Below are 26,498 nucleotides of genomic sequence, written 5' to 3'. Positions count from 1 at the left end.
GTGTTACAGGTAGTGGCGTTGGGCCTGCTTGTGGGCGGCATACGTCTCGTACGCCGCGCTGGTGGTGTCGAGGGCGGAGGTCTGGCTGACCGGGACGTCCCACCAGCCGTGGCCGGGCGGGTTGGGGCCGTACAGGTCGGTCTCGACGTGGACCACGGTGGTGCGGGTGGCGGCCTTGGCCTTCTCCATCGAGGCCCGGAATTCGTCCACCGATGTGGCGTGCAGAACGTCCGCGCCCAGGGAAGAGGCGTTGGCGGCGAGATCAACCGGGAGTACGTCGCCGTCGAGCTGACCGGAATCGCCGTTGCGGTAGCGGTACTTGGTGCCGAAGCGCTGTGAGCCGAGCGAATCGGACAGGGCGCCGATGGAGGCGAAGCCGTGGTTCTGGACCAGGACGATGATGACCTTCAGGCCCTCGGAGATCATGGTCACGATCTCCTGGGCCATCATCAGGTACGAGCCGTCACCGACCAGGACCACGACCTCACGTGACGGGTCGGCCATCTTGGCGCCGACGCCGGCGGCGATCTCGTAGCCCATGCAGGAGTAGGCGTACTCGACGTGGTAGGCCTTCGGATCCCGCGCCCGCCACAGCTGTTGCAGGTCGCCCGGCATGGACCCGGCCGCGTTGATGACGACGGCGCGGTCGTCCAGGACGTCGTTGAGGGCGCCGAGGATCTCGGTCTGGGCGGGCAGCGGGCCATGGCCGACGGTGAAGCAGGCGCTCTCGATCTCCCGGTTGCGGGCGATGAGTTGACGTGTGCGGTCGCGGTACTCCGGCTCGACTTCCCAGTCGGTGAGTGCCCCGGCGAGGGCCTCGGTGCCGAGGCGAGCGTCGGCCACCAGCGGTTCGGCGGAGTGCTTGACCGCGTCCAGGCGGGCCACGTTGAGGTTGACGAAGGCGACGTCCGGGTTGCCGAAGACAGTGTGGCTGGCGGTGGTGAAGTCGGAGTAGCGGGTGCCGATGCCGAGGACGACATCGGCTTCCTTCGCCAGCTCGTTCGCCGCGTACGAGCCCGTCGAGCCGATGCCGCCCACCGCTTGCGGGTGGTCCCACGGCACCGCGCCCTTGCCCGCATGCGTGTCCGCGACCGGGATGCCGGTGGCTTCGGCGAAGGCGCGCAGGGCGGTCTCGGCACCGGAGTACACGGCACCCCCGCCGGCCACGACGAGCGGTTTCCGCGCGCCGCGCAGCAGCCGTGCCGCCCGCTCGACGGCGGCCGGCTCCGGCACCGGGCGGCCCACGTGCCAGACCCGCCGCCGGAAGAAGGCGACCGGCCAGTCGTACGCCTCCGCCTGCACGTCCTGCGGCAGGGCGAGGGTGACCGCGCCGGTCTCCACCGGGTCCGTCAGCACCCGCATCGCGGCCAGCGCGGCCGGGATCAGCTGCTCGGGACGCGAGACGCGGTCGAAGTACTTCGATACGGCCCGGAAGGCGTCGTTGACCGTGACGTCTCCACCCCGGGTGTCCTCCAGCTGCTGGAGCACCGGTTCCGCGACGCGGGTGGCGAACATGTCGGAGGGGAGCAGCAGAACAGGGATGCGGTTGGTGGTGGCCAGAGCCGCACCGGTGATCATGTTCGTGGAGCCGGGGCCGGTCGACGCCGTACAGGCGAAGGTGGCCAGCCGGTCGCGCATCTTCGCGTAGGCCACGGAGGCGTGCACCATGCCCTGCTCGTTGCGGGCCAAGTAGTAGGGCAGGTCCGCCTCTTGGGTGACGGCGGCCTGCAACAGCGCCTGGCCGATCCCGGCCACGTTGCCGTGCCCGAAGATCCCCCACACCCCGGGGATCAGCCGCTGTTCCTGGCCGTCGCGCTCGCTGTACTGGTTCGCGAGGAAGCGGACCAGGGCCTGGGCGGTGGTGAGTCGGACGGTGTTCATCGGTCGTTGAGTCCTTCGAAGGGCAGCCGGTCGTCGACGTCCTGGGTCTCCCAGGTGGCGCGCACCCAGCCGTGCGCGGGGTCGTCGCAGATGAGCCAGGCACGGTCCTGGCCGGGACCCGCCATGACGTTGAGGTAGTAGAGGTCGTATCCGGGCGCCGCGATCGACGGGCCGTGCCAGCCGTGCGGGATCAGCACCGTGTCGCCGGAGCGGACCTCGGCGAGCACGTCGATCGGCCGGTCCTCGGTGCCGTAGACCCGCTGGTAGCCGAAGCCGTTCTCACCGCCCGCGACCTGGAAGTAGTAGATCTCCTCCAGCTCCGACTCGACGCCCGGGCGGGCCTCGTCGTGCTTGTGGGGCGGGTAGGAGGACCAGTTGCCGCCAGGGGTGAGGACCTCGCACACCAGCAGCCGCTCGGCGGCGAACGTGCCCGGCAGGCAGTAGTTGTTCACCTGCCGGGAGCAGGCCCCCGCACCGCGCAGTTCGACGGGTATGTCCTCCTTGGGCCCGTACCGAGCGGAGAGTGAGCTCCGCTCGGTACGGGCGGAGGGCAGCGCGAACGTTCCACCGTCCGCGCTGCTGATCAGAGCCTCCGACTCGCGCGGCAGGTACGCGAAGTCGGTGGCCGAGGCGAACACGCCTGTCCGACCGGCGAGTTCGAAGGCGCTGCCGTCCGTAGTGACGGTGCAGGAACCCGTCAGCGGCAGGACCAGGAACTCGGAATCCCCGGTGGACAGGGCGTGTGCCTCGCCCGGCCTCAGGGTCAGGATCCTGAGGCCGGAGTATCCCCAGCCCGCCGACTCGGGCGTGACCAGGAGGTCGTATGGGCCGTCGGCCGAAGTCCCCTTCGGCAGGTGGTACTCGGTGGTGTCACTCACAGCAGGCTCACCGCCTTGTCCACCGCGCCGGCGACGTCGCCGCCCGCCGGGTAGAGCAGGGAGCGGCCCACGACCAGGCCCTGCGCGGTGGGCTGCCTGAGCGCCTTGCCCCAGGACGCGAACGCGGCCGCGGGGTCGGTGACCTCGCCGCCCAGGAGCAGTGCCGGCAGCGTCGAGGAGGCCAGCACCCGCTCCATGCCCGCCACGACCGGGAGCTTGAGCCAGGTATAGGCGGTCCGCCGGCCCAGTCCCGAGGCGATCGTGATCGACTTGACTACGGCGTCCGTGGACAAGTCGTTGCGGATCTTCCCGTCCTGCCACACCGAGAGGAACGGCTCGACCATGGCGATCAGTTGACGGTCGTTCAGCTCATCGACGGCACGGGCTGTGTTTTCCAGCACGGACGGGGTCGCCGGGTCACCCAAGGCGATGCGGGTGAGCATCTTGCCGCCGTCGAAGCCCATCGCGGCGATCGTCTCGGCGTCATAGCCGGTGAACCGGTCATCGATCTCGAACACCGAACCCGCGAGCCCGGCCCGGTTCATGGAGCCGAACACGCTCTTGCCGTCGAGGACGCCGAGCAGCAGCAGGTCCTCCAGGATGTCGGCGGTGGCCAGCACCCCCGTCACACCGGGCCGCTCCAGCGCGATGCACAGCCGGTCCAGCAGCTCGAAGCGGTCGGCCATCGCGGTGGGGTCGGCGCCGACGCCGTTGGCGCCACGTGCCGGATGGTCGGCGGCGATGATCATCGCCCTGCCGTGCTCGCCCAGCAGCGAGGTGGCCTTCACGCGGCGCGCTGCCGCGGCCGCGATGGCGCCGGGGTCGCCCACCCGGGCGGAGACGATCCGGCTCACGTTGTCGGACAGCACGGCGTCACGCCTTTCGTTCGGTGGAGGTGGAGGAGAGGCTCGCCTCGTGGAGCTTGGCGTCGACCTCGGTCTCGGTCGGCATGGCGTCGGAGCAGGACAGCCGGCCCGCGACGATCGCGCCGGCCGCGTTGGCGAAGGACACCGAGCGCCGCGTGTCCCAGCCGGACAGCAGCCCGTGGCAGAGCGCGCCGCCGAACGCGTCACCGGCTCCGAGGCCGTTGACCACGTCCACCGGTACCGGCGGGATCTCGGCGGCCGTACCCTCCCGGTCCATGGCCAGGACGCCCCTGGGGCCCTGCTTGACCACCGCCAGTTCCACCCCGGCGGCGAGCAGCGCCTTCGCGGCGGCGTACGGCTCGCGCTCACCGGTGGCGACCTCGCACTCGTCGAGGTTCCCGACCGCCACCGTCGTATGACGCAGCGCCTCGGCATAGAACCCACGTGCCTGGGCCGGGTCCGTCCAGAACATCGGCCGCCAGTCCAGGTCGAAGACCGTCGGGCCGGACTTCGCTCGGTGGGAGAGGGCGGCGAGGGTGGCCGAGCGGCTCGGCTCCTCGCTCAGCCCGGTGCCGGTGATCCAGAAGATCCCCGCGTCCCGTACTGCCGCCAGGTCCAGTTCACCGGCCGCGATGTCCAGGTCGGGTGCCTTCGGCAGCCGGTAGAAGTACAGCGGGAAGTCGTCCGGCGGGAAGATCTCGCAGAACGTCACCGGCGTCGGCGCGATGTCCGACATACCGACGAAGCGGCTGTCGACGCCGTACCCGGCCAGAGCCGTACGGACGAAGTCGCCGAACGGGTCCCCTCCCGTCTTGGTGATCACAGCGGCGGAGCGCCCGTAGCGAGCGGCGGCCACAGCGACATTGGTCGGGCTGCCGCCCAGGTACTTGCCGAACGAGGTGACCTCGGCCAGACCGACGCCCGTCTGGAGCGGATACACATCCACCCCCACCCGGCCGATGGTCAGCACTTCGAACGGCATAACGCTGGTTTCCCTTCGCTCCGGAGACACCGGGAGTGTAGGCTTAAAGCGCTTTAAAGGCGCTCTTGGCAGCACAGTGCCTTGCGGCTATATGTCATGTCAATAGATTGTTAGAGCAATATGCCGGCTCCCGTCGACGACATCTCTGCCGACGGAGGTCGCGCCCTGTCACGATCAGGTGGTCAGGTACTCGTCGATCTTCTTGCGCATGAACACCGAGGACTCCTTGGCCCGTTCCTCCCAGGCGAAGACGCAGGCGGTGAGCGTGCCGTCGAAATCGTTCGCACGCAGTGCGCCAAAGAGTTCGTCGAAGTCGACCTCGCCCTGGCCGATGTCCAGGTGCTGGTGGACGCGGGCCGCGGTGCCGGGTGGGTTGAGGATGTACCGGTTGCCGGACGACGCGGTGTGGTCGAAGACGTCGGCCAGATGGACGTGGGTGAGCAGGTCGCCCGCGTACTCGATGATGCCGGGGGCGTCGTTGCCGATGTGGAAGGTGTGCGGGGCACAGTAGAGGAAGCTGACGTTGGGGTGGTTGATGCCCCGGATCAGGTTGACCGCGTCGTAGCCGTTCTCGATGAAGTCGTCCGGGTGGGGTTCCAGGGCGAGTTTGATGCCCTCGCGCTCGAACAGCGGGAGCAGTTCGTCCATCGAGTTCCAGAACTGGGCCTCGCTGCGGTCCGGTTCCTCGGGGCGCCCGTTGAACTCGGAGATCATGCTGTCCACTCCGAGGTCCGCGCAGATCTGGATGGCGCGCTTCCAGTAGCGTACGGCGGCCTGCCGGGCGTCCTCGTCCGGGCCGGACCAGCGGAACAGCGGCAGCAGGGAGGAGATCCCGACGCCCGCCGCGTCCAGCGCCTTGCGGAACTTGCGGACCGTCGCGTCGTCCACGCGGGGGTGGCGGAAGAAGGGGACGAAGTCCTCGCGGGGGGACAGCTCGATCCACTCATACCCCAACTCGGCCACCACTGAGGGCAGTTCGAGGAGGGGTACGTGACGGATCATGTAGGGGTCGAGGGCGATCTTCATGGGGAATGCCTTCGGATCAGGGTAAGTGGGTGGAGTGTTGCTGTGCGCGCGCCGACGCCGCCGTCAGGGAGGTGGGACCTCGGACGAAGCCGCCACGGTTGCGGTGAGGTCTTTCTGATCGGGGAGCTCGTCGACGTCGACGCCGCGGACCTGGGACAACTCGTGCTTGAGTGCGGCGAGTTCGGTGCCGCCCGCCATGTGGTTGGTGAGCTCTTCCAGCGTGATCTCGCTGCGCTCCGCCGACAACTCCATGGTGCCCAGGCGTAGGACGCTGAAGTGGTCGCCGACCATGTAGGCGTGGTGCGGGTTGTGGGTGATGAAGATGACCCCGAGACCGCGTTCGCGCGCTGCGGCCACGTACTTGAGGACCACGCCGGACTGCTTGACGCCGAGGGCGGCGGTCGGCTCGTCGAGGATGAGGACGCGGGCGCCGAAGTAGACGGCGCGGGCGATGGCGACGCACTGGCGCTGGCCGCCGGAGAGGGTGCCGATGGGCTGGTCCAGGTTGTCCAGGACGATGCCCATGTTGCGCAGTTCCTCGTCCGCGGTCTTCTTCATCTTCTCGATGTCGAGACGGCGGAAGGGCCAGGGGCCCTTGGTCATCTCGGAGCCGAGGAAGAAGTTGCGCCACACCGGCATCAGCGGTACGACGGCCAGGTCCTGGTAGACGGTGGCGATCCCCTTGTCGAGTGCCTGCCGGGGGGTGGTGAAGTGCACGGGCCCGCCGTCGACGAGGAACTCGCCCTCGGTGTGCTGGTGCAGCCCGGAGATGATTTTGATCAGGGTCGACTTGCCCGCGCCGTTGTCGCCGAGGACGCAGGTGACCTGGCCGGGGCGGACCGCGAGGTCCACGCCGTGCAGGGCGCGGATGTTGCCGTAGGACTTGCCCGCGTTGCGGAGCTGGACGAGGGGGCCGTCGGCCGCAGGTGGCGTCTCGGGAAGGATGGCTCCGTGGGTGGTGGTCACTTGGTTCACCTCCGGGTCGCCGCGCGGCTGACCCACAGATTGATGAGGGTGGCGCCGAGGAGCATCACGCCGAGGAAGGCCTTGAACCAGTCGGGGTTCCAGCCGGCGTAGACGATGCCCTGCTGCACCATGCCGAACATGAAGGCGCCGAAGACAGGGCCGATCGCGGAGCCGGCGCCGCCGGTCAGCAGACAGCCGCCGATGACGGCCGCGGAGATGTAGATGAGTTCCTGGCCGACGCCCTCGCCGGACTGGACGGTGTTGAAGGAGAACAGCTGGTGCATGCCGATGAACCAGGCACCGAACCCGACCAGCATGAACAGCGAGATCTTCGTGAACGCCACCGGGACGCCGACGGCGCGGGCGGAGTCCTTGTTGCCGCCGACCGCGAAGATCCAGTTGCCGTACTTGGTGCGCAGCAGGACCCAGGTGGCGATGGCGGCGAAGACCAGCCACCACACGATGGTGATCTTCACCTGCACGCCGCCCACATCGAACGAGGACGCGAAGACCTTCTTGGCCTGGCCGAAGCCGTCCATGTTGCTGATGTCGTCGGTCGCCACATTCCCCGTCACCAGCTTGGTCACGGCGAGGTTGACACCTTGCAGGATCAGGAAGCTGCCCAGCGTGATCAGGAAGCTCGGCAGGCCGGTCTTGACCACCAGCCAGCCGTTGAGGAACCCGATCCCCAGCGAGACGACGAGGGCGACGATCACGCCGGCCCATACGTTCACCGTCAGTTGGTAGGTCACCATGCTCGCGGTGAGCGCCGAGGCGATCACGGCGACGCCGGCCGACAGGTCGAACTCGCCGCCGATCATCAACAGTGCCACCGGCAGGGCCATGATCCCGATGGTGGAGGACTGGTAGAGGATGTTGGCCATCGAGCTGCCGTCGCGTACCGGCGGGGCGGAGATCAGGAAGAACACGTACACCGCCGCCGCGCCGAGGAAGACACCCACCTCGGGCCGCGCCAACAGCCGTAGCGCCAGGGGCCGTTCAGAAGTCCGGCCGTCGGATTCCTTCGGGCCGGGGGTCGGCGGTGAGGTCACCGCCGGCTCGGCATGCTGGGTCACACTCATCACCGGGTGCCCTTCGCGGCGAACTTGGCCACGGCGTCGACGTTGGCCTTGTCGACGAAGGCCGGGCCGGTCAGCACGGGAGCCTCACCGCCTCCGCTGTAGTTGCCGTTCGTCTTGTAGAGCCACAGTGAGTCGATCGCCAAGTAGCCCTGGAGGTAGGGCTGTTGGTCGACAGCGAACTGGATGGTGCCCTTCTGGATTGCGGAGACGAGCTCGTTGTTGAGGTCGAAGGTGGCGATCTTCGCCTTGCTGCCTCCCTCCGACACGGCCTGCACGGCGGTCAGCGCGACGGGGGCGCCGAGCGTGACGACCTCGTCGATGGAGGTGTCCTGCGTCAGCTTGGCCGTGATGGTCGACTTCACGGACGGCATGTCCGTGCCGTTGACGTAGAGGATGTCCGTCTTGCCGCTGAAGGTCTTCTTCACGCCGGCGCAGCGCTGTTCGAGGTTGACGTCGCCCTGGGCCTGGATCACGCACAGGGCGTGCTTGGCGCCGGTGGAGTTGAGTTTGGTGCCGAGTGCCTGTCCGGAGACGGCCTCGTCCTGGCCGAAGAACGACAACAGTCCCTGCTGCTTCCAGACGCTCAGGCCCGCGTTGAGGCCGACCACGGGGATGCCGGCCTTCTCGGCCTTGGCCACCACGGCCTTCAGGGCGTCCGGCTTGGCGAGGGTCACCGCGATGCCGTCGACCTTCTGGTCGATCGCGTTCTGCACCAGGTTGGCCTGGTCACCGGCGTTCTCGTCGTTGGAGTAGATGAGCTTGATGTTGTCCTTGGCGGCCGCGGCCTGGGCGCCCTTGCGGATGGTGTCCCAGAAGGTGTCGCCGGACGGCGCGTGGGTGACCATCGCGATCGTCATACGGGGCGTGGTGGCCTTGCCCGCTGAGACACCTGCCGTGTCCTCCGCGGCCTTCTTGCCGCCGGAGTTGCTCGAACAGCCCGCGAGGGTCAGCGCGGCCGCGGCGGCCACAGCCACGACGGGGACGATTCTGCGGGAACGGAGAAGCGCTGTGCCGTTCATGTGTGCACCTCACTGTGCATGGAGGGGGAGGGGAGCCGCGGATATCGGGTGGGCCGCTGGGGAGGAGTGGTGACCAGACCTCGGACGCAGGAGATGGAGCGAGGAGGCCGATGTTCGAGTGCGTGCGGCCGTTGTAGGGCGTCGCTTTCTCGAGTCTGGGTTCGTTGGAACAACAGGACAATTTAAAGCGCTTTAAGTTCTGGTACTATCGACCTTGTTTCATGACAGTGTCAAGGGTGTTGCGCGAGGGGATTTGCCGCAGGGAGGCACACGTGGGCGAGGTCGGGGCCGAGCGTCGTCGGAACGGCGTGCACAAACGCCCCAGGCTGGAGGAGGTGGCCGCGCGAGTCGGCCTGTCCACGGCGTCGGTCTCTCTGGTGCTGCGAGGTGTACCCGGCCCGAGTGAGAAGACCCGGCAGCGTGTCCTGAAAGCGGCCGCCGACCTCGGCTACCAGGTGGACCGCACCGCGAGCACGCTGGCCAGCAGGCGCAGCCGGCTGCTCGGTGTCATGGTCGACGTACACCGCCCCTTCCATGCCGAGCTGGTCGAGCACCTGCACACAGCCGCCGAGGGAGTCGGCTACGACCTCGTCCTGAGCAGCCTCACCCGCACCCGCGGCGAACGGACTGCGGTGGAGACCCTGCTGGCCTTCCGAAGCGAGGCGTTGATCCTGCTCGGCCCGACCATGCCCGCGGACGCGCTCGTCGCCCTCGACAACAAGGCCCCCATCATCGCGGTCGGCCGCCGCATCGCGGACGCCGCCCTGGACGTCGTACGCACCGCGGACGACGACGGCGTGGGGCAGGTCGTCGACCATCTTGTGGGACTCGGCCACCGCGCGATCACGTACGTCGACGGCGGCAAGGGCGTCATCGCCACCGACCGGCGCCGTGGCTACCGCACAGCCATGCGCCGCCACGGCCTGGACGACCGCGTCCGCGTCCTGCACGGCGACCACACCGAGGCGGCGGGCGAACGCGCCGCCCGCAAGCTGCTCGACGGCGAGCGCCTGCCCACCGCCGTCGTCACCTTCAACGACCAGTCCGCCATCGGCGTCCTGGCCGCTCTGGCCAGGGCCGGCGTCTCCGTCCCGGGACAGGTCTCCGTGGCCGGCTATGACGACGACGCCCTCTCTCGGTTGAGCTGCTTCAATCTGACCACCGTCAGCCAGAGCGCCCGGGAGCAGGCCCAGCACGCTGTGACCGCAGCTGTCGAACGCCTCGACCAGGACCGCCTCGCCCCCCGCGAGGTCGTCCTCACCCCCCGCCTCGTACTGAGAGGTACCACGGCGGAACCTGCCTGAGAACCGACGGCTCCTGCCTCGCAGCCGGAGCGCTTTGTGCTCCAGCGGCACTTTGACGTTTTCCCTGTTCAGGGGCGGCACTGGGCCGGTTTCCGGCAGGTGATTCCATTCCTGGGCCGCTCCGCGATCGTGTGCAGCAGCCGCTGCCAGCGGCTGCCGCGGGCCGCGGTTCGGCGTCGTCTGCGCCAGTGCGCCCACCTCAGGGCGCGTGCGCTGACCAGCGGTTGATGGTGGCGCTCGGCTGGTGGGTGGGCAAGACCGACTGCATCAAAAGCCCGCCGGGGACGATGACCGTCTCCACGATTCACCAGCCCTGCGCGACGACGTCGAGCCGGGCCGGGAGGCCATGGTGCTGCCGTGTTCGCGGACAGGCTCATCCGGCCGATGCCGACCCTGCGCCAGCACGCATGGACCGAAGTCCACATTGCCGCGTTCCGATACGTCCGCACCGGCTCCGACGCTGCGCGAACGTGGTCTGCGCGTGGACCGGGCTGCGGAGATCCTCGACCGCCTCGGTCTACTCGATGATCACCAGACGCCAACCTTCGAGGGCCTGGTTCTCGAAGGCAAGCTCAAAAGGCATTGTCCCGGTGCCCAGCCGCGATGTCGAAGCCCAGACGAACGCCATGTGCAGCGGCAGGCGACGCACTCACGCCCGAGGACAGCAGATCATCTGGACATGCGTGAGCGCCGTCCGTCCACCTGGTCAAAGAGCGCCGAACCTCTCCGCGAGATCACCCGCGACGGCGTCCCCTCCGCAGTGAACGTCCGGCACGGCAGCCGAACGGCACCCCACCCTGAACGTTCTGCGGTCGCGGCTCCGGCACTGCAAGAAGATCGACACGATCTTCCGCAAGCCGAACTTCCGTGACCACCACTCCAGCGTGAACCCGCCCCCGCAGATGATGTTCAGCCGAACAGGTCCTGGTCGGTGCGCGCGATCTGGTCGAAGAGCGGCTGGAACTGGAACCAGCCGGTCTGCTCTCCGCCGATCTGGGTGTGGGTGAGGCGGGCTTTCTCGGCGCTGATCGGCACGGTGTGCCCGGTGGCCTTGGCCGCGAGCTGTGCCTGTGCGGAACGCTCCATGGTGATGAACCACCAGGCGGCGGCGTCCACGGTGGTCCCGACGGTGAGCAAGCCGTGGTTGCGCAGGATGGCCGCTTTGTAACCGCCCAGCGCGTCGGCAATGCGCCGGCCTTCGCCCGGGTCGGTGACCACGCCGGTGTAGTCGTCGAACAGGGCGTGGTCGTCGTAGAAGGCGCACGCATCCTGGGTGAGCGGTTCCAGCGACTGGCCAGTGGCCGACAGCGCCTTGCCGTACACCGAGTGGCTGTGCGCGGCGGCGACCACGTCGGGGCGTGTCCGGTGGATGGCCGAATGGATCGCGAACGCGGCACGGTTGACCCGGTGCCGGCCCTGGACGACGTCACCGGTGTGGTTGACCAGCAGCAGGTCGCTGACCTTGATGTGTCGAAAGGACATCCCGAAGGGGTTGACCCAGAAGTAGTCGGGATACTGGGGATCGCGGGCGGTGACGTGCCCGGCCACGCCCTCCTCGAACCCGAACCGGCCGAACAGCCGCAGCGCCGCTGCGAGCCGTTCCTTGCGATGCCGCCGTTCGACGTCGACGTCGTCGAAGACCGGACGGCTCGGGTAGCGGAGCCGATCTTCGGGGATCGGGGTCAGTTCGTCGGTGGCCAGCGGCTCGGCCGTGGGCCGGACGCCTACGGTTGCTGTCGGCATGTCGCCTCCATGAGAGCGGGTGGTGGCGCTCAGGACTTGTCGGAGCCGGACGTCGTAGGGACGAGGTCGGCTTCGGAGCGGTGGGTGACGTGGCGGGAGCTGCCGCTCAGTCGGGAGATCTTCGACCAGTAGGTGACCGGGAAGATCCGGGCGACGAGATCGGGGATGATGGCGTTCAACGCGATCACGACGCGCGGCTGGCGCTTCTCAACGCCGGTGAGGATGCGTTCGGCGGCTCGGTCGGCCGGGTAGGTCAGCAGGCGGTTGAAGTCGGCGCGCCCGTTCCTGGCCTGGGATTCTCCGACGCCGACGGCAGTTCGCGCGTCTTCGGCGATCCGGGTCCGGACTCCGCCGGGGTGCACGGTGGTGACGCCTATGTGACCTGCCAGTTCGTGCCGCAGGCCGTCGCTCAGCCCGCGCAGTGCGAACTTGCTGACGGTGTAGGGCACGTGCCCGGGCGGGGCGATCAGCCCGAACAGGCTGGAGATGTTGACGATGTGGCTGCCCGGCGATCGTCGCAGCCGCGGCAGCAGCCGCCGCGTCAGGTGGAGCGGGGCCTGGAAGTTGATGCGCATCACCCAGTCGAATTCCTCGGCCGACACCTGCTCGAAGGTGCCGCCCATCGCGACGCCGGCGTTGTTGATCAGCAGAGTGATCCTCGGGTGGTCGGCGAGGATCTGTTCGGTCAGCCGGTCGAGGTGGTCGAGGTCGCTGAGGTCGATGACATGGGTCTCCAGCGGCAGGTAGGCGTGCCGCTGCCGGATGGTGTCGGCGACGGCGGCCAGTCGTTCCGCGTCGCGGTCGAGGAGGACCAGGCCGCAGCCGCGTGCGGCCAGGCCGTAGGCCATCTCCTCGCCCATTCCGCTGGCCGCACCGGTCAGCACGGCCGTACCGCCTCTGAAGTGAAAACGCGTGAGTCCGGGCATGGGAGGCTCCTAGTCGAAGAAGGGACGGTTGGGCGACGTTTGCGGGGTGGCGGTGAGGGTCTTGTCCAGGTCGGTGCGCATTGTGGTCAGGGTGTCGAGCACGATGTTCTGCCGGACGCGCCACGGGCCGCGATCACCCTGGCGGGGGAAGTCGTCGATGGATCGCTGGACGTAGCCGGAGGCCAGATCGAGGAAGGGCCGCTCACGGACCTCGGGGCCTGGCTTGGGCGCGACCGCGGCCAGCCCTCGGCGCGTCATGTGGTTGAGGATCTTGCACACCAGCCGGGAGGTCAGATCCGCGCGCAGCGTCCAGGAGGCGTTGGTGTAGCCGACGCAGATCGCGAAGTTCGGTACGTCGCTCAGCATCGCGCCACGCCACACCAGGTGCTTGGCGGGCTCGACCGGTGCGCCGTTGACGCTCAGCTTCACCCGGCCGAAGGCCAGCAACCGCAGGCCGGTGGCTGTGATGACGAGGTCGGCGGGAAGGATCCGCCCCGACCGCAACCTGATCCCCTCGGGCACGAACTCCTCGATGTGATCGGTGACGACCTCTGCCGACCCGCTCCGGACGGCCTTGAACAGGTCCGCGTCCGCCGCTACGCACAACCGCTGGTCCCACGGGTCGTAGGACGGGGTGAAGTGCTCGCGCACCATCTTCTCGTCCTTCAGCCGACGGATGCCGGCGGTGGTCAGCAGGCGGCGGGCCGCTTGCGGGAACCGCCTGCAGTACTGGTAGAAGGCGATGCTGGACGCGATGTTCTTGGCCCTGATCAGTCGGTGTGCCGACCGGGCGGGCAGGCGGCGGCGCAGCTTGTCGGCCAAGGCGTCACGGCGCGGCAGGGCGCTGATCCAGGTCGGGGTCCGCTGCAGCATGGTCACGTGAGCGGCCCGCGCGGCGAGCGAGGGCACCAAGGTGATCGCGGTGGCGCCGCTGCCGATGACGACGACGCGCTTGCCGGCGTAGTCGAGGTCCTCGGGCCAGAACTGGGGATGGACCAGGGTTCCGGCGAACGATCCAGCACCAGGGAAGTCCGGAGCATGCCCCTGGTCGTAGTCGTAGTAGCCGGTGCAGCAGTACAGGAACGAGCAGGTGAGGGTACGGTGCGACACCGTTCCGTCCGGATCGGTCCGCTCGAGGGCGAGCGTCCACCGCCCCGTCCGCGACGACCAGTCCGCTGCCATGACCTTCGTCGCGTAGCGGATTCGGCGGTCGATCCCGAACTGCGCCGCCGTCTGCCGGATGTAGTCGAGGATGGCATCGCCGTCGGCGATCGACAGCTCTCCTGTCCACGGCTGGAACGGATAGCTGAGGGTGAAGATGTCGGAGTCCGAGCGGATCCCCGGGTAGCGGAAGAGATCCCAGGTACCGCCGATCGCCTCACGCGCTTCGAGGACCAGACAAGAGCGGTCGGGGCACTTGTCCTGCAGCCGGTAGGCAGCGCCGATCCCGGACAGGCCCGCTCCGACGATCACCACCTCGACGTGATCGGGTATCGCGGTTGAAGTCGCTGTCATGGGTCCAGCGTGCCCACCGCCGGCACGCACTGCTTGACTTGTCGCGACAGTTATTTACCCTTGGGTGCCATGCAGGTCTATGTGCGGGCGGCGGGACTGAGGGGTCTGCCCGAGCTCGTGGCCGACCTCGGTGGCGACACCCCTGGCCTGATGGAGCGCTTCGGGGTGCGGGCGGCCGATGTGGAATCCGATGACGCGCTGCTGCCCGCGGCCACGGCCGCGCGATTGCTGCAGGGCGCCGCGAAGGCATTGGGATGCCCGGATTTCGGCCTGCGCCTGGCCGCCCGCCAGGACCTGTCCATCCTCGGACCGCTGGCGATCGCGATCGAGAACTCGCCGACCGTCGGGGCCGCGCTCGACTGCGCCTCACGGTTCCTCTTCGTGCACAGTGCGGGAGCGCACGTCTCCCAGCAGAGCGATCCCGAACGGTTCGCCGGCACGTCGGTCGTCGTCTACCGGCCCTCGCGTCCCGGAGAACCCCAGCCTGCTCAGGCGGTCGACGCGGGGCTGGGGCTCGTACACCGGATCCTGCTCGCCTCGCTTGGCGACTACGGGCTGCGGTCCGTCTATCTGCCCCACCCACCGCTGGCCTCGGTCGCCACCTATACCGACTTCTTCGGCGCCGACGTCCACTTCGACAAGCAGGACGCGTTGCTCCGCGTCCCGACACGGCTGTTCGAGACGGCGGTGTCCAGCCGGGCCAACTCCGAACTGCGCGAGATCGTCGTCGACTACCTGGCCGGCCACTTCACCGATCCCGAGCGAACGGTGTCGGCGAGTGTCCGCGCCGCCCTGGTCCGAGGCCTCGGGACGGCGCCGTCACGAATCGAGAGCGTCGCCCGGTGGCTCCAACTGCATCCCCGGACCCTGCAACGCCGCCTCGCCGAGGAGGGCACCACCTTCAACGACGTCCTGGACGACGTCCGCTCGCAGACCGCCCTGCGGTTGCTGACCCAGACCGATCTCCCGCTGTCACAGATCGCCTCGATGATCGACCTGTCGGAGCAGTCGGGTCTCACCCGTGCTTCACGGCGCTGGTTCGGCAAACCCCCCAGCCAGGTGCGGCACGAGGCTCGTCGGCTCCGGCGGACTGTCGTGGGAGGATAAATTTCTGGCATGTGAAGGCAAGTGGTCGTCGTCGTTCGGGTTCAGGATGGCCGCATCCGCCGCTGCGCTCAGGCAAGTGGCCTCACCACGGGAGATCACCATGGCGGCATGGGGCCTGCTCATTGATCGTTCGGATCTGTCCTCCACTGAGCTGGTCGGGGTCCCGTTGCCGAGTCCTGCCCCGGGCCAGACTCTGGTGCGGCTCAGTCGCGTTGGGCTGTCGACGAACAACCTCACTTACGCCGTCCTGGGCGAGGCGCTGCGGTACTGGGACTTCTTTCCCACCGGCGTCGCCGGCACCGCCCACGTCCCGTTGTGGGGCTTCGCCGACGTCGTCGCGAGCGAATCGGCGGTGCTCCGTGTCGGTGACCGGGTCTTCGGCTACCTTCCCAGCGCCAGTCACCTCCTGATCACCCCCGAACCGCTGACCGTCGGCCGGTTCCGCGACGCCGCCCCGCACCGGGCCGACCTCATGCCGATCTACAACGAGTACTCGATCATGACCGGGGCGCGGGACTCGGCCGAGCGGGAGAACCTGACGGCGCTGTACCGGCCGTTGTTCATGACCAGCTTCGTGTTCGAGGACTTCGCCGCCGACAACGACTGGTTCGGAGCCCGCCGGCTTCTGATCTCCTCCGCCTCCAGCAAGACCGGATACGGGGTCGCCCATCTCGCCCACGCCCGCGCCGGAATCGAGGTCGTCGGCATCACCAGCCCTGCCAACCTCGCTTTCACCCGGAAACTCGGCTGCTACGACGCCGTGATCACCTACGACGACGTCGAGGCTCTGCCCGCGGCTCCCACCCTGTACGCGGACGTGGCCGGCGACACCGGCCTGCGGACACGGCTGCACCGCCATCTCGCGGCCGACCTCACCTACGACGCCGTACTCGGAGCCTCGCACGTCACCGCCCCCGCCGCCGAGATGGACGGCGCTCACGTCGTCGGCGTAGAGCCAACCGTCTTCCTGGCGTTCGATCACCTGCGGGCCCGAGCCGCCCTATGGGGTCCAGGGGAGCTCGCCAACCGCTACAACGCGGCCTGGGAGAGCCTCCAGCCGCTTCTGCATGATCATCTCGACGTCACCACCCACCAGGACGCCGAAGCACTGCGGCGGGCCTGGACAGACCTGCAGCTGGGCCGCGTCGACCCTCGGCAGGGCCTCGTGCTCACTTTCCCTGGCAGGCCGACGGATCCGCGCCCATGATGGCCCGCCCGCCGCAGTCGCGAGGGTAAAACCGATCCGATGAACACCGACCAGATCTCCATCGGCGGCGCCTGGACACCGTCCAGCGGCACCGCGAGCACCGACGTTCTCAACCTCGCCACCGAGGAGCACGGTCGCCGGAACGCGCCGGTTTCTACGTAGGTGATGGCGCCGACGAGGTCCGTATCCGTACCCACGGCTGCCTGGGGCAGACTGAAGCGCTTGGGGTGGGGCTGGCAAAACTCAAACCCAGTTCGCGCATGAGCTGCCGCACCAGTTCGGGACTGGGCTCTACGCCCCACCGGTGCAGCTGCGCCAGGCCGCGCCGGCAGCCAGGTACGGACTCGGAGGTGCCACTTGCCCATTTCCTCGTCCGGTAACGCCGAGGCAGGCCGTACGATGCTCTACCCGGAAAATCCGGCGTCGGCGGTCAACTCAGGAGGAAGAGAGCGGCGGCGAGGATGCTGTCGGTGTCCAAGCCGTGGTGGCGGTAGACGGCGTGAATGTCACCGGACTGCCCGAACTCGGTGACACCGAGATGGGTGGCGCGCACCCCGTTGACACCGGCCAGGAATGCCAGGGTGTGCGGGTGCCCGTCGAGGACGGTGATCATGGGAGCGGCTCGCTCGGAGGGCAGGAGCGAGTCCAGGATCCAGGTGGGTGCCTGGCCGTGGCCACGGCGTGCCTGGACTGCCTGGAAGAGCAGGCCCGGACTGGTCACGGAGATCAGCTCGGTGGCGAATCCGAGCACCTCCAGACGGTCGGCGGCCGCGACCGCCTCGGGTATGACAGCTCCCATGGCGCAGAGGGTGATCGCGGGACGCGGAGGACGTCGCAGCGGATAGCCGCCCGCGACCACGCCGCGCCGTCTGTGTTCGCGGGCCCCGGGGTCCTCCGGGACGGCGGCGAGCGTCTGGTCGACGGGACGGGTGGAGAGGCGTAGGTAGGCCGACTTGCCGCCGGGGCGGCCGAGTTGGGCCAGGCAGGCCAGGAGAACCCATTCGGTGTCCAGGGCGAAGGCGGGCTCGTAGCTGACGCACCCAGGCTGTTCGAGGCCGATGGAGGGGGTCTTGACGGACTGGTGAGCGCCGCCTTCAGGGGCGAGGGTGACACCGGACGGAGTGCCCACCAGGACGGACTGCCCGCCGGCGTAGATGCCGAACGACCAGGGTTCCAGGGCGCGTTCGACGAAGGGGTCGTACAGCACGCCGATCGGCAGAAGCGGCTGGCTCCAGCGACTCCAGGTCGCACCCAGCTCGCCGAGCACGCCGACGAGGTTGGTTTCGGCGATTCCGAGTTCGATATGCTGCCCGGTCGGCTTTTCCCGCCAGTGCAGGACGGTAGCGGCGTCATCGGCGAACCAGTCGGCCTGCTCCGTCTGGGACCAGACACCGACCTTGTTGACCCAGCCACCCAGGTTGGTACTGGAGGCGACGTCCGGGCTGACCGTGACGATGCGCCGTCCCGCCTCGGGCGCCGCTCGGACGAGGTCGAGCAGGGTACGGCCGAGCGCGGCCTGGGTGCTGGCCGCGCCGGTCGGGGTACGCCCGAGATCGCCCGGCAGGTCCGGGACCCGCGCAGGCCCGGTAGGTTCGCGGTGCAGGCGCTGCGCAGTGGCGGCGCACAGAACCTGTTCGGCGGACCCGGCCGGAAATTTCTCCCACGGGCGGTCGGGGTCGACGCCGACTCGCTGAGCGAGTTCGGCGAACTGACCCCCCGTGAGGAGCGCGGAGTGATTCTGCGGGTGTCCTTCGCTGGCCAGTCCATATCCCTTGACGGTGTAGGCGAACATCACGGTGGGCCGTGTGTCGTCGATCGCGGCGAACGCGCCTGCCAGGGCATCGAGATCGTGGCCTCCCAGATTGCGGATGGCTGTGTGCAGTTGTGTGTCGGGGACATCGGCTATCGCCGTTCGGACAGCGCCGGCCTGTGGGCCGGTACCGGGCAGCCGATCCCGTAGTTGCTCCGCCGGGCAGCGCAACAGCCGCTGATATTCGGCGTTGGGCATGGAATCGAGCCTGGCGCGCAGGGCCGCCCCGCCCGGCCGGGCAAACAACGATTCCAGGAGCTGCCCGTACTTCACGACGAGCACCTGCCATCCGGCGGCGGCGAACATGCCCTGCAGGCGTGGCGCGCCGATGTTGGGCACGACTCGGTCGAGGGACTGGCGGTTCAGGTCGACGATCCAGACGACCTCACCGAGTTCGGCGACCATCGGATCCAGGACGGCTTCCCACACCGCCCCTTCGTCCAGCTCGGCATCACCGACCAGTGAGTACTGCCGTCCGGTTCCGGCCGTGCCGAACTGGGCACCGATGTATCGGCGGGCCAGCGCGCCCCAGATCGGGGCCGTCGCGCCGATGCCGACCGACCCGGTGGAGTAGTCCGGCGGGACGGGGTCCTTCGACCGGCTGGGGTAACTCTGCAGCCCGCCGAAGGAGCGCAGGGTGGTGAGGTAGGACTCGTCCAGTGTGCCGAGCAGGTAGTTGATCGCGTGCAGGGCCGGCGAGGCGTGCGGTTTGACGGACACCCTGTCCTCGTGCCGCAGGTGGTCGAACCAGAGCGACGTCATGATCGTCACCATGGAGGCGGTAGAGGCCTGATGGCCACCCACCTTCATACCGGAGGGGTTGGGCCGCACTCGGTTGGCGTGATCGACGATCGCTGCCGACAGCCACAACACCCGCTGTTCGACTGCCCTGAGTACTTGAAGCCGGTCCACGTCCGCCTGGGTGGGCAGGCCCGTTCGAGGTGCGCTGGTGCTGTTCACGATGTACCTGCCTTCCGGGCCGCGGCCCATGTGGTTGCTCGCAGATGGTGGAGAGTCATGATCAGACCGGAGATTTCTCTGCGGCTGGGCGGAGCGTCTCTGGTCGCCCGTCGTGGCGGCGGTGCAGGCCGGCCACCTGCGGAATCACCACCGGCCGCGATGGTTGGGAAGCCGGGCGGTGACGATGATGGTCAGGGTCATGAGGGCGGCGAGAACGCCGAAACCGACCGCAGTGGTCGTGCTCGGGTTCGATCGGCCGGCGGAGGCGGCGGTGACTGAGGAGATCGCCATGATCCCTCCGATCTGTCGGAACAGGAGCCGCAGTCCCGACACGGCAGGGACGTCGCCCGGAACGAGGTGCATGCAGGCGTTGCTCGACGACGGTGCCGCGAGGCCCATGCCCGCGCCCATCGCGGCCACCGCCACCGTCAGCCAGACGGCAGGGGAGATGCCGGCCGGAGGGTGAACCGCCGTTGTCACCAGTCCGACGACCGTGACAGACATACCGCCGAGGAGCAGGGGCTTGTAACCCGTCGCGCGCAGGAGTGCGACGGCGACGCCTGAAGTGGCCACGATGCACACCGCGCGTGCAGTCAGCAGCGACCCGGCAGCCAGCGGCGGGAGGCCGTAACGGGTCTGCGCGTACATCGGCAGCAGGGCGGAAAAGCCCAGGGCGCAGCTGCCGATCACCGTGTTGACCAGGTTCATGGGGGCCATTTCCCGGCCCGTGAGCAGGCGGATCGGAACGACGGGGTCAGGGTGACGCAGGGAATGTCGGTAGAAGCCCCGCAACGCCACTGCCGACGCCGTCGCGGCGACCGCAGCGCCGACCGACCGCGCTGCCCCCATGCCGGGCGATCCAAGCAGCGCGACTGCGATCATGCCGGCGAGCAGGGTCGTGGTGAGCAGGATGATCCCGGTCACGTCGACCTGTTTCACAGTGCGTCGCGGTGGATCCGGGACGAGGGCCACCGTCGCGACAAGCAGGGCCGAACCCAGGGGCACCTCCGCCAGGAAGCTGAACCGCCAGGAGCCCAGCTCCAGGCACAACCCGCTGAGGAGCGGGCCGAGGATGGCACCGACAGGGAACACGTTGGTGAAAAGAGCGAGTGCCCGGTCGCGATCGCGACCGAACTGATGAGCGACGATCCCGTTCGCGGAGGGCACGAGGGCGCCACAGGCGAATCCCTGCATCAGTCGGCACACGAGGAGCTGACCGATGTTCTGTGCCAGACCGCAGGCCAGGGACAAGACGACGAAGACACTCATCGCGGCGATCACGACGCGTCTCCCGCCGAACTGGTCGCCGAGTCGGCCACCGAGCGGCAGAGCGATGATCTGCCCCACGGCATGGATGGTGATCGTCCAGCCGACCCAGGCGACACCCGCGCCGAGATCAGTGCCGAGCTGCTTCAAAGCTGTGGCAACCGCTGTCTGGTCAGCCGCGAACATCAACAACGTAAGACCGACCACGACGCAGATCAGGCGACGACGTGGACAACGCTGGTCCGCGCCCGTCGTCGTGACGGGGGCCGAGTCCGAACCGGCGGCGGTGTCGCCGCCCGCGCCGCGATTCTGCCGGCTTCGGCTCTTTTCCTCCACTGCGATGCCTGCTTTCAGGTGGACCCGGGAGGCACGTACGCGCCTCCGGTCCGGGCCCGGGCCAGGGTCTCCGGCGCGCCGGGAAAGCGGCCCTCGACGAGGGCGCTCCGGTGTCAGGGACCCGGTCTCCGCGTGGCGCTGCGATCCGTACATCGGCGTCGGCCGCGAGTGTGTCTGCTACGGCGCCGACGCTCTTCGACCCTGGAGCGCGGCCTGCTCCTTCGGTACGGGAGCCGACCTGGGTCTCGGTGGGGCGAAGAGCGCGGCGCGTACCGTTTCCGCACCCCGTCAGCGAACCTTCGCGCCGTAGATCCTCTCCACGTGGAGCTTCAGCAGGACACGCCGCTCGGCGACCATGACCGAGCGGTACTCGTCCCAGTCCGGGTGTTCACCCGCGGCGGCCCTGAAGTACTCGACCAGTTGGTCCACCACCTCGTCAGCTGGATCGGCGGCGGGCGCGGTGAGCACGGCCCGGCACTCCGCAGTGGCCCACGTCCAACCGTCCGGACTGCTCACCTCCAGGCTCGCGCGAGGATCCCGCCGCAGGTTGGCGGTCTTGGCGCGGCCCTCGGCGATCGACACATAGATGATCCCGGCCTCGCGGTCGTAGAACTGGTTGACCGGGGTGAGATGAGGACGGCCGTCGCCCTTGATGGTCGCCAGAACCGCGGTGGGTGCGTCGGCAAGGAGATCGTGCAGGTCGACTCTCTGACCGTTCTTCTCGACAATCACCGTGTCACTCCGTTCTGTGCTTGCACGGTGCACGGGTGGGCTGCGGTAGGGGAATGCCCACCCGGGAGCCATCCAGGGGATCAGTCGAACAGCACGACGCCGCGCAGGTTCTTGCCGGCCTTCATGTCCGCGTATCCCTGGGCCACCTGGTCGAGTGTGTAGGTCCGCGTGATGAGCTGGTCGAGTTTGAGGGTGCCCGCGGTGTACTGGGCCAGGAGGTTCGGGATGTCGTACGTCGGGTTGCAGCCGCCGTAGAGGGAGCCCTGCAGGCGCTTCTGGAACAGCGTCATCGTGGTGTGATTGAGCGGGACGCCGGTCTTGAACATGTTGCCGACGCCGCTCACGACGACCGTTCCGGCCTTGCGGATGGACTCCATCGCGTCGGCGATGTGCTCTCCTTCGACCACCCCGACCGTGACGATCGTTGCGTCGGCGCCCTGGCCGTTGGTCATCGACCGGGCGATTTCGGTGGCCTCCTTGATGTTCTCGGCGGTGTGCGTCGCACCGAAGTCGACGGCCGACTCCCGCTTGAACGCCACGGGGTCGACGGCGATCACCGCCCGCGCGCCGATGGCCGCTGCGGCCTGGACACTGTTGATGCCGATGCCGCCGACGCCCATGACGATGATGACGTCTCCGGGATGCGCATCGGCCATGTTGGTGACCGATCCCCAGCCGGTCGCGACGCCGCAGCCGACGAGCGCGGCCTTGTCCAGCGGAAGGTCGCGGTCGACCTTCACCGCCGACCGCACGTCGACCACGGTGTACTCGCTCAGCGTCGAGATTCCCGCCCCCTGGGAGACAGGCCTGCCACCGAGACTCATACGGAAGCTCGTGGGGTCGTCCGGGCGGGATCCCGTCAGCACTCCGGCTCCGAAGTCGCACAGGTTCTGTCGGCCCGTGGCGCACATGCGGCACCTGCCGCAGACCGCCAGGAAACTCAGGACGACGTGGTCGCCCTCTTCCCAACCCGGTGTGTTAGGTCCGACCGCAGCGACGACACCGCCCCCTTCGTGGCCGCCGGCCATGGGCAGCAGTGCGACCGGGAAGTCGCCGGTGGCCACGTGGTCGTCGGAGTGGCAGAGCCCCGAGGCGACCATCTTGATCAGTAGTTCGCCCTGGCGTGGCTCGTCGAGATCGACTTCGGCCACCTCGAAGGTGCCGGGGGCGGAGCGGAGCAGAGCTGCACGTGTCTTCATGACGGGTCTCCTGGTTCGATGGCGCGACAGCGTCAGCTGATCTTGATCGACTTCGTCTGCAGGAACTCGGTGATGCCCTCGACGCCGTTTTCCCGGCCGATGCCGGAGTGCTTGTAGCCGCCGAACGGGGCGAAGAGGGACGGGCCGAAGCAGTTGATCGCGACACTGCCGGACCTGATGCGTCCGGCGACCGAACGCGCGAGTTCCTCGTCCTCGGCGTAGACCGTGCCGGCGAGGCCGTACTCAGTGCTGTTGGCGATCCGCACGGCGTCGTCGATGTCGGAATACGTGATCACCGACAGCACCGGACCGAAGATCTCCTCCCGGGCGATCCTCATCTCCGGCGTCACACCGGTGAAGACCGTCGGCTCAAGGTAGTAGCCGCGGTCGAGGCCCGCGGGCCGACCGCCGCCCAGGACCAGCTTGGCGCCCTCTGCCTTCCCGTACTCGATGTAGCGGAGCACCTTCTCGTACTGGGCCCTGGTCCCGAGCGGGCCGATCACGGTCTCGGGATCGTCGGGCGCGCCGACCCGCAGGGCCGAGAGACCCGCGACGACCGCGTCGACGACCTCGTCGTGCCGGTGCGCGGGGACGAGCAGCCGGGTCAGGGCCACGCAGATCTGCCCGCTGTACATGAAGAAGGCGGGCAGGAGCGTGGGCAGCACCCGGTCCAGCGGTATGTCGTCGGCTATGACGGCCGGGGACTTGCCGCCCAGTTCCAGGGTGACCGGGGTGAGGTTCGCCGCGCAGGCCGCCATGACCTGGCGGCCTGCCGCGACGCTGCCGGTGAGGCTCACCTTGTCGACCTGCGGGTGCGCCACGAGGAACTCGCTCACCTCGGTCGGGGCTGCCAGCACGGAGAGCACGCCCTCGGGCAGCCCGGCCTCGGCCGCGAACTCGCCGATCAGTCTGGCGGTGAGCTGCGACTCGTAGGCGGTCTTGACGATCACCGAGCAGCCGGCGAGCAGTGCGGGGACGACCTTGGCGACCAGATAGAGCGCGGGCCCGTTCCAGGTCGTGACGGTCACCGCGACGCCGTAGGGCTCACGCACGACGTCAACGGTGCCGTCCGGCAGCTCCCGGCGCTCCGTGGCCGGCAGGGTGCGGGCCTGCTCGACCACGTCGCGCCACAGCCCCGCCACGATGGTGTTGAGCATGGCGGCATGGGTCTGGGTGGGGCCGCTCTCGGCCGTCCAGGCAGCGGCCCATTCCGTGCTGCGGGACTCGAAGACCTCACCGAACCTGCCGATCACGTCGGCGCGTTCGGCGATCGTCAGCCTGGGCCACGGCCCGTTGTCGAACGCGTCGCGTGCCGCAGCCACGGCAGCCTCGGCGTCCTTCGTGGTGGGGACGGACAGCCGGGCAACGATCTCCTCCGTGGCGGGTGAGACCACCTCCGTCCGCTGGCTGGACGAAGCGGTGATCCAACGGCCACCGATGAACAGATCGTCGTGTTCGATGAGGGTCACAGTCATCTCGGCTCCTTTGCCTGGACTGAGGGTGTTCGCGCGTTGATCGGCCGGGGCTTCTTGCCCCGAAGCCGTCAGCGGTTCGTGGGGTGCCGGCGGCCGCCGTCGACGGTGCGCGGCGGCTGTGGGGCCTCGGGGGAGAGGGGGAGGCCGGTGAAGGACCACTTGAAGAGGGCGGCCGCGGTGCCGGACTCCACGAGTGCGCGTTCGTCAGCGCTCAGCCGTGTGTCCCGAACGGTGCTCACCCCGCCGGCCATGCTCCACTGCGGGTGGTCGCTTCCCATCATCACTTTTGACGCGCCGAAGAAGTCGACCACGTAGCGCAGTGTCGGCGGGTGCAGGCAGACGCTGTCCGTGTAGAGCTTGCGCAGCTCCTCGCTCGGGGTGCCGGCGATCGGGCCGTGGCCGCCGGGGCGGTTCATCGCCTGGTGGTCGATGCGACCGGCCTGGTAAGGCAACAGACTCCCGGCGTGACAGACGACGAACTTCAGGTTGGGATACCGGGTGAACATGCCGCTGAGGGTCAGCCGCAGGGCCGCTGTCGTGGTGTCGAAAAGGTAGCCCAGGGTGGAGATGAGTTCGAACTCCTGCAATGTGGCCGCAGACAACGGCAGCGTGGGATGGAGGAGGATCGGGACGTCGAGTTCGCACGCGGTTTCGAAGAGCGGACGGTCGACATCGAGGTCCACAGGCCGTCCGGCGACATTGGAGTAGATCATCGCGCCCCGGGCTCCCATGCCGACGGCCCGGCGCAGTTCGGCGCCCGCGGCGGCGGGGGCGTCCATCGGGAGCACGGCGACCCAGCCGAGCCGGGCAGCGTGCGCGGAGGTGAGCTCGGCAAGCTGGTCGTTGGCTGTCCTCGCGACCCTCGCCGCGTCGTCGCCCAGGCCGTCGACGCCGGGCATCGTCACACTCAGGATCGAGACGTCGATCCCGAGCCGGTCCATGTCGGCGAGCTTCGCGTCGAGGTCCGTCATCTCGGCTCGCAGGGGGAACCGTCTGTCGGCGGCGTAACGGACGTAGGTGATGCCGTCGTCGACCTCGACGCAGGGTGCGCTGTGTCTCCGGGCCAGCTCGTCCAGCAATCCGGAGGGGAAGAAGTGAGTGTGCATGTCGATCAGTGGCATGTTCCGTCCCCGCATGGTGATGACCTCTGCGTACAGAGGCGCGGCTGCTCGACCGGCCGTCACGCTGTCCGGGCGGCCCGGTCAGTCCTGTGCCCGCTCCGCCTTGGAGACCAGGGCCGGAATCTCGACGCCGAGGCTCCCGAGGTTCCAGCCGATGTCGTCGGAGCGCACGTCCGTCGCGCCCGTGTGCGAGGAGACAAGGCGGATGAGTCCGCCGGTCACCTGGAAGTGGTGTCCGGTGATGGCCCGAGCCTCGTCCGTGCAGAGGTACACGCCTAGCGGAGGCACCGTTTCCGGCGCGGCCGGCCCGGTGACGCTGACCCCCTCGGGGCGCTTGAAATGCGCGTTGGCCTTCGCCACGAACCTGTCGAACTGGTCGCCCAGCCCGGCGATGCTTCCGAGGTACGCGTCAACCATGTCGGTGGCGGTCGCGCCGGGCATGATCGTGTTGACGTTGATGTTGAACTCGCCCAGCTCCTCGGCCGCATACTGGGTGATCACGGCGACAGCGGCCTTGGCCGCCCGGTAGGCGCCGTTCTTCGGGTAGTACAGGCCGGTCGTGATGTCCCCCACGGTGACGATGGATCCGCCGCCGCCCTTGATGAGTTCCGGCGCCGCCTGATGGATGCAGTTGAAGGTGCCGGTGGCGTGCACCGCCAAGGTCGCGTTCCAATCGGCCGGGGACGTCTTGTACAGGGGCGCGGGCCGCGTGATGCCGGCGTTCGCGACGAGTATGTCGAGGCGCCCGAACACCTCCACCGCCTTTGCGACGAGGGCGGCGACGTCGGCGATGTCGGCCACGTCGGCGTGGCCGGCCACGGCACGCCCACCCGCGGCCCGGATCTCCGCCGCCACTGTCTCGGCGGCCGACGTGCCATCGGTTCCACCCGCCAGGTCGCTGACGACCACGGCAGCGCCCTCTGCGGACAGGGCGTGTGAGTAGGCCCTGCCGATCCCCCTGCCCCCACCGGTCACGATGGCGACCTTGCCGTCCAGTTCCTTGCCCACGGCACCCTCTCAGTTCTCGGCTGCGTCGCAGCGATGCTATGGAGGCTTTACAGGCTGTGCAGTGACATAAGTCTTGGCGTGACTGGTTA

The 26,498-nt window shown here is 68.6% G+C and carries 22 protein-coding genes; 4 read left to right on the top strand and 18 right to left on the bottom strand.

The window, feature by feature from the left end:
* Positions 1 to 3 precede the first annotated feature (3 nt).
* From iolD to OG496_RS11785, 8 genes are all read right to left on the bottom strand, one after another.
* A complete protein-coding gene (gene iolD, locus OG496_RS11820; protein ID WP_405970806.1) occupies positions 4 to 1,881 on the bottom strand; it encodes a 3D-(3,5/4)-trihydroxycyclohexane-1,2-dione acylhydrolase (decyclizing) in 1,878 nt (625 codons plus the stop codon).
* A complete protein-coding gene (iolB, locus tag OG496_RS11815; protein ID WP_405970805.1) occupies positions 1,878 to 2,759 on the bottom strand; it encodes a 5-deoxy-glucuronate isomerase in 882 nt (293 codons plus the stop codon). Before iolB ends, iolD begins: the two co-directional genes overlap by 4 nt.
* Positions 2,756 to 3,628 (bottom strand): aldolase, encoded by an 873-nt coding sequence (locus tag OG496_RS11810; protein ID WP_405970804.1) that lies wholly within the window; start codon positions 3,626 to 3,628, stop codon positions 2,756 to 2,758. The genes iolB and OG496_RS11810 overlap by 4 nt, the downstream gene beginning before the upstream one ends.
* A gap of 4 nt (positions 3,629 to 3,632) precedes the next feature.
* Entirely contained in the window at positions 3,633 to 4,607 is a 975-nt protein-coding gene (gene iolC / locus OG496_RS11805; protein WP_405970803.1) for a 5-dehydro-2-deoxygluconokinase, read from the bottom strand.
* Positions 4,608 to 4,781: 174 nt separating this feature from the next.
* Complete coding sequence (locus OG496_RS11800) at positions 4,782 to 5,633, bottom strand: sugar phosphate isomerase/epimerase family protein (RefSeq protein ID WP_405970802.1); 852 nt, start codon at positions 5,631 to 5,633, stop codon at positions 4,782 to 4,784.
* 63 nt (positions 5,634 to 5,696) lie between these two features.
* A complete protein-coding gene (locus tag OG496_RS11795) occupies positions 5,697 to 6,599 on the bottom strand; it encodes an ATP-binding cassette domain-containing protein (RefSeq protein WP_405970801.1) in 903 nt (300 codons plus the stop codon).
* 5 nt (positions 6,600 to 6,604) lie between these two features.
* Positions 6,605 to 7,681 carry an ABC transporter permease gene (locus OG496_RS11790; RefSeq protein ID WP_405970800.1) on the bottom strand — a complete coding sequence of 359 codons (1,077 nt, stop codon included), beginning with the start codon at positions 7,679 to 7,681 and terminating at the stop codon, positions 6,605 to 6,607.
* Positions 7,681 to 8,700, bottom strand: coding sequence for a sugar ABC transporter substrate-binding protein (locus OG496_RS11785; RefSeq protein WP_405970799.1), 1,020 nt, complete (start codon positions 8,698 to 8,700; stop codon positions 7,681 to 7,683). Before OG496_RS11785 ends, OG496_RS11790 begins: the two co-directional genes overlap by 1 nt.
* A 272-nt stretch (positions 8,701 to 8,972) precedes the next feature.
* Between OG496_RS11785 and OG496_RS11780 the strand changes: the two genes are divergently transcribed.
* Complete coding sequence (locus OG496_RS11780; protein ID WP_405970798.1) at positions 8,973 to 10,004, top strand: LacI family DNA-binding transcriptional regulator; 1,032 nt, start codon at positions 8,973 to 8,975, stop codon at positions 10,002 to 10,004.
* A gap of 909 nt (positions 10,005 to 10,913) precedes the next feature.
* On the opposite strand, the gene OG496_RS11775 is transcribed toward OG496_RS11780, so the two are convergent.
* Genes OG496_RS11775 through OG496_RS11765 form a run of 3 tightly spaced genes read right to left on the bottom strand, consistent with a single transcriptional unit; the run spans position 10,914 to position 14,188 of the window.
* On the bottom strand, positions 10,914 to 11,747 hold the full coding sequence (locus tag OG496_RS11775) for a class II aldolase/adducin family protein (RefSeq protein ID WP_405970797.1): 834 nt from the start codon (positions 11,745 to 11,747) through the stop codon (positions 10,914 to 10,916).
* Between the two features lie 29 nt (positions 11,748 to 11,776).
* Entirely contained in the window at positions 11,777 to 12,673 is an 897-nt protein-coding gene (locus OG496_RS11770; RefSeq protein WP_405970796.1) for an SDR family NAD(P)-dependent oxidoreductase, read from the bottom strand.
* Between the two features lie 9 nt (positions 12,674 to 12,682).
* Positions 12,683 to 14,188, bottom strand: a complete 1,506-nt coding sequence (locus OG496_RS11765; RefSeq protein ID WP_405970795.1) for a flavin-containing monooxygenase — start codon at positions 14,186 to 14,188, stop codon at positions 12,683 to 12,685.
* Positions 14,189 to 14,257: 69 nt separating this feature from the next.
* Between OG496_RS11765 and OG496_RS11760 the strand changes: the two genes are divergently transcribed.
* The 3 genes from OG496_RS11760 to OG496_RS11750 all read left to right on the top strand — a co-directional run bounded on the left by OG496_RS11760 (position 14,258) and on the right by OG496_RS11750 (position 16,664).
* Positions 14,258 to 15,295 carry an AraC family transcriptional regulator gene (locus OG496_RS11760; protein WP_405970794.1) on the top strand — a complete coding sequence of 346 codons (1,038 nt, stop codon included), beginning with the start codon at positions 14,258 to 14,260 and terminating at the stop codon, positions 15,293 to 15,295.
* Between the two features lie 196 nt (positions 15,296 to 15,491).
* Positions 15,492 to 16,502: a DUF2855 family protein gene (locus OG496_RS11755; RefSeq protein WP_405970793.1), complete on the top strand. Its 1,011-nt coding sequence runs from the start codon at positions 15,492 to 15,494 to the stop codon at positions 16,500 to 16,502.
* Between the two features lie 39 nt (positions 16,503 to 16,541).
* On the top strand, positions 16,542 to 16,664 hold the full coding sequence (locus tag OG496_RS11750; RefSeq protein WP_405970792.1) for a hypothetical protein: 123 nt from the start codon (positions 16,542 to 16,544) through the stop codon (positions 16,662 to 16,664).
* 268 nt (positions 16,665 to 16,932) lie between these two features.
* Here the strand turns inward: OG496_RS11750 and OG496_RS11745 are convergent, their stop codons facing one another.
* The 7 genes from OG496_RS11745 to OG496_RS11715 form a co-directional block, all read right to left on the bottom strand.
* Positions 16,933 to 19,302 carry a transketolase-like TK C-terminal-containing protein gene (locus tag OG496_RS11745; protein WP_405970791.1) on the bottom strand — a complete coding sequence of 790 codons (2,370 nt, stop codon included), beginning with the start codon at positions 19,300 to 19,302 and terminating at the stop codon, positions 16,933 to 16,935.
* Positions 19,303 to 19,416: 114 nt separating this feature from the next.
* Positions 19,417 to 20,874, bottom strand: coding sequence for an MFS transporter (locus tag OG496_RS11740; RefSeq protein ID WP_405970790.1), 1,458 nt, complete (start codon positions 20,872 to 20,874; stop codon positions 19,417 to 19,419).
* Between the two features lie 288 nt (positions 20,875 to 21,162).
* A complete protein-coding gene (locus OG496_RS11735; RefSeq protein WP_405970789.1) occupies positions 21,163 to 21,606 on the bottom strand; it encodes a PPOX class F420-dependent oxidoreductase in 444 nt (147 codons plus the stop codon).
* 80 nt (positions 21,607 to 21,686) lie between these two features.
* Positions 21,687 to 22,805 (bottom strand): NDMA-dependent alcohol dehydrogenase, encoded by a 1,119-nt coding sequence (locus OG496_RS11730; protein ID WP_405970788.1) that lies wholly within the window; start codon positions 22,803 to 22,805, stop codon positions 21,687 to 21,689.
* Positions 22,806 to 22,837: 32 nt separating this feature from the next.
* Positions 22,838 to 24,280, bottom strand: a complete 1,443-nt coding sequence (locus OG496_RS11725) for an aldehyde dehydrogenase (protein WP_405970787.1) — start codon at positions 24,278 to 24,280, stop codon at positions 22,838 to 22,840.
* A gap of 68 nt (positions 24,281 to 24,348) precedes the next feature.
* A complete protein-coding gene (locus OG496_RS11720) occupies positions 24,349 to 25,401 on the bottom strand; it encodes an amidohydrolase family protein (protein ID WP_405970786.1) in 1,053 nt (350 codons plus the stop codon).
* Positions 25,402 to 25,482: 81 nt separating this feature from the next.
* The gene (locus OG496_RS11715; protein ID WP_405970785.1) at positions 25,483 to 26,409 is read right to left on the bottom strand and encodes an SDR family NAD(P)-dependent oxidoreductase; all 927 of its coding nucleotides are present in this window, start codon (positions 26,407 to 26,409) and stop codon (positions 25,483 to 25,485) included.
* Between the last annotated feature and the right edge of the window lie 89 nt (positions 26,410 to 26,498).

Origin of the sequence: Streptomyces sp. NBC_00988, from assembly GCF_045162645.1 — a bacterium.
Classification (GTDB): Bacteria; Actinomycetota; Actinomycetes; order Streptomycetales; family Streptomycetaceae; genus Streptomyces.
The sequence above is the reverse complement of the archived record's forward strand: the minus strand, read 5'-3'. Positions and strand labels throughout refer to the sequence as shown.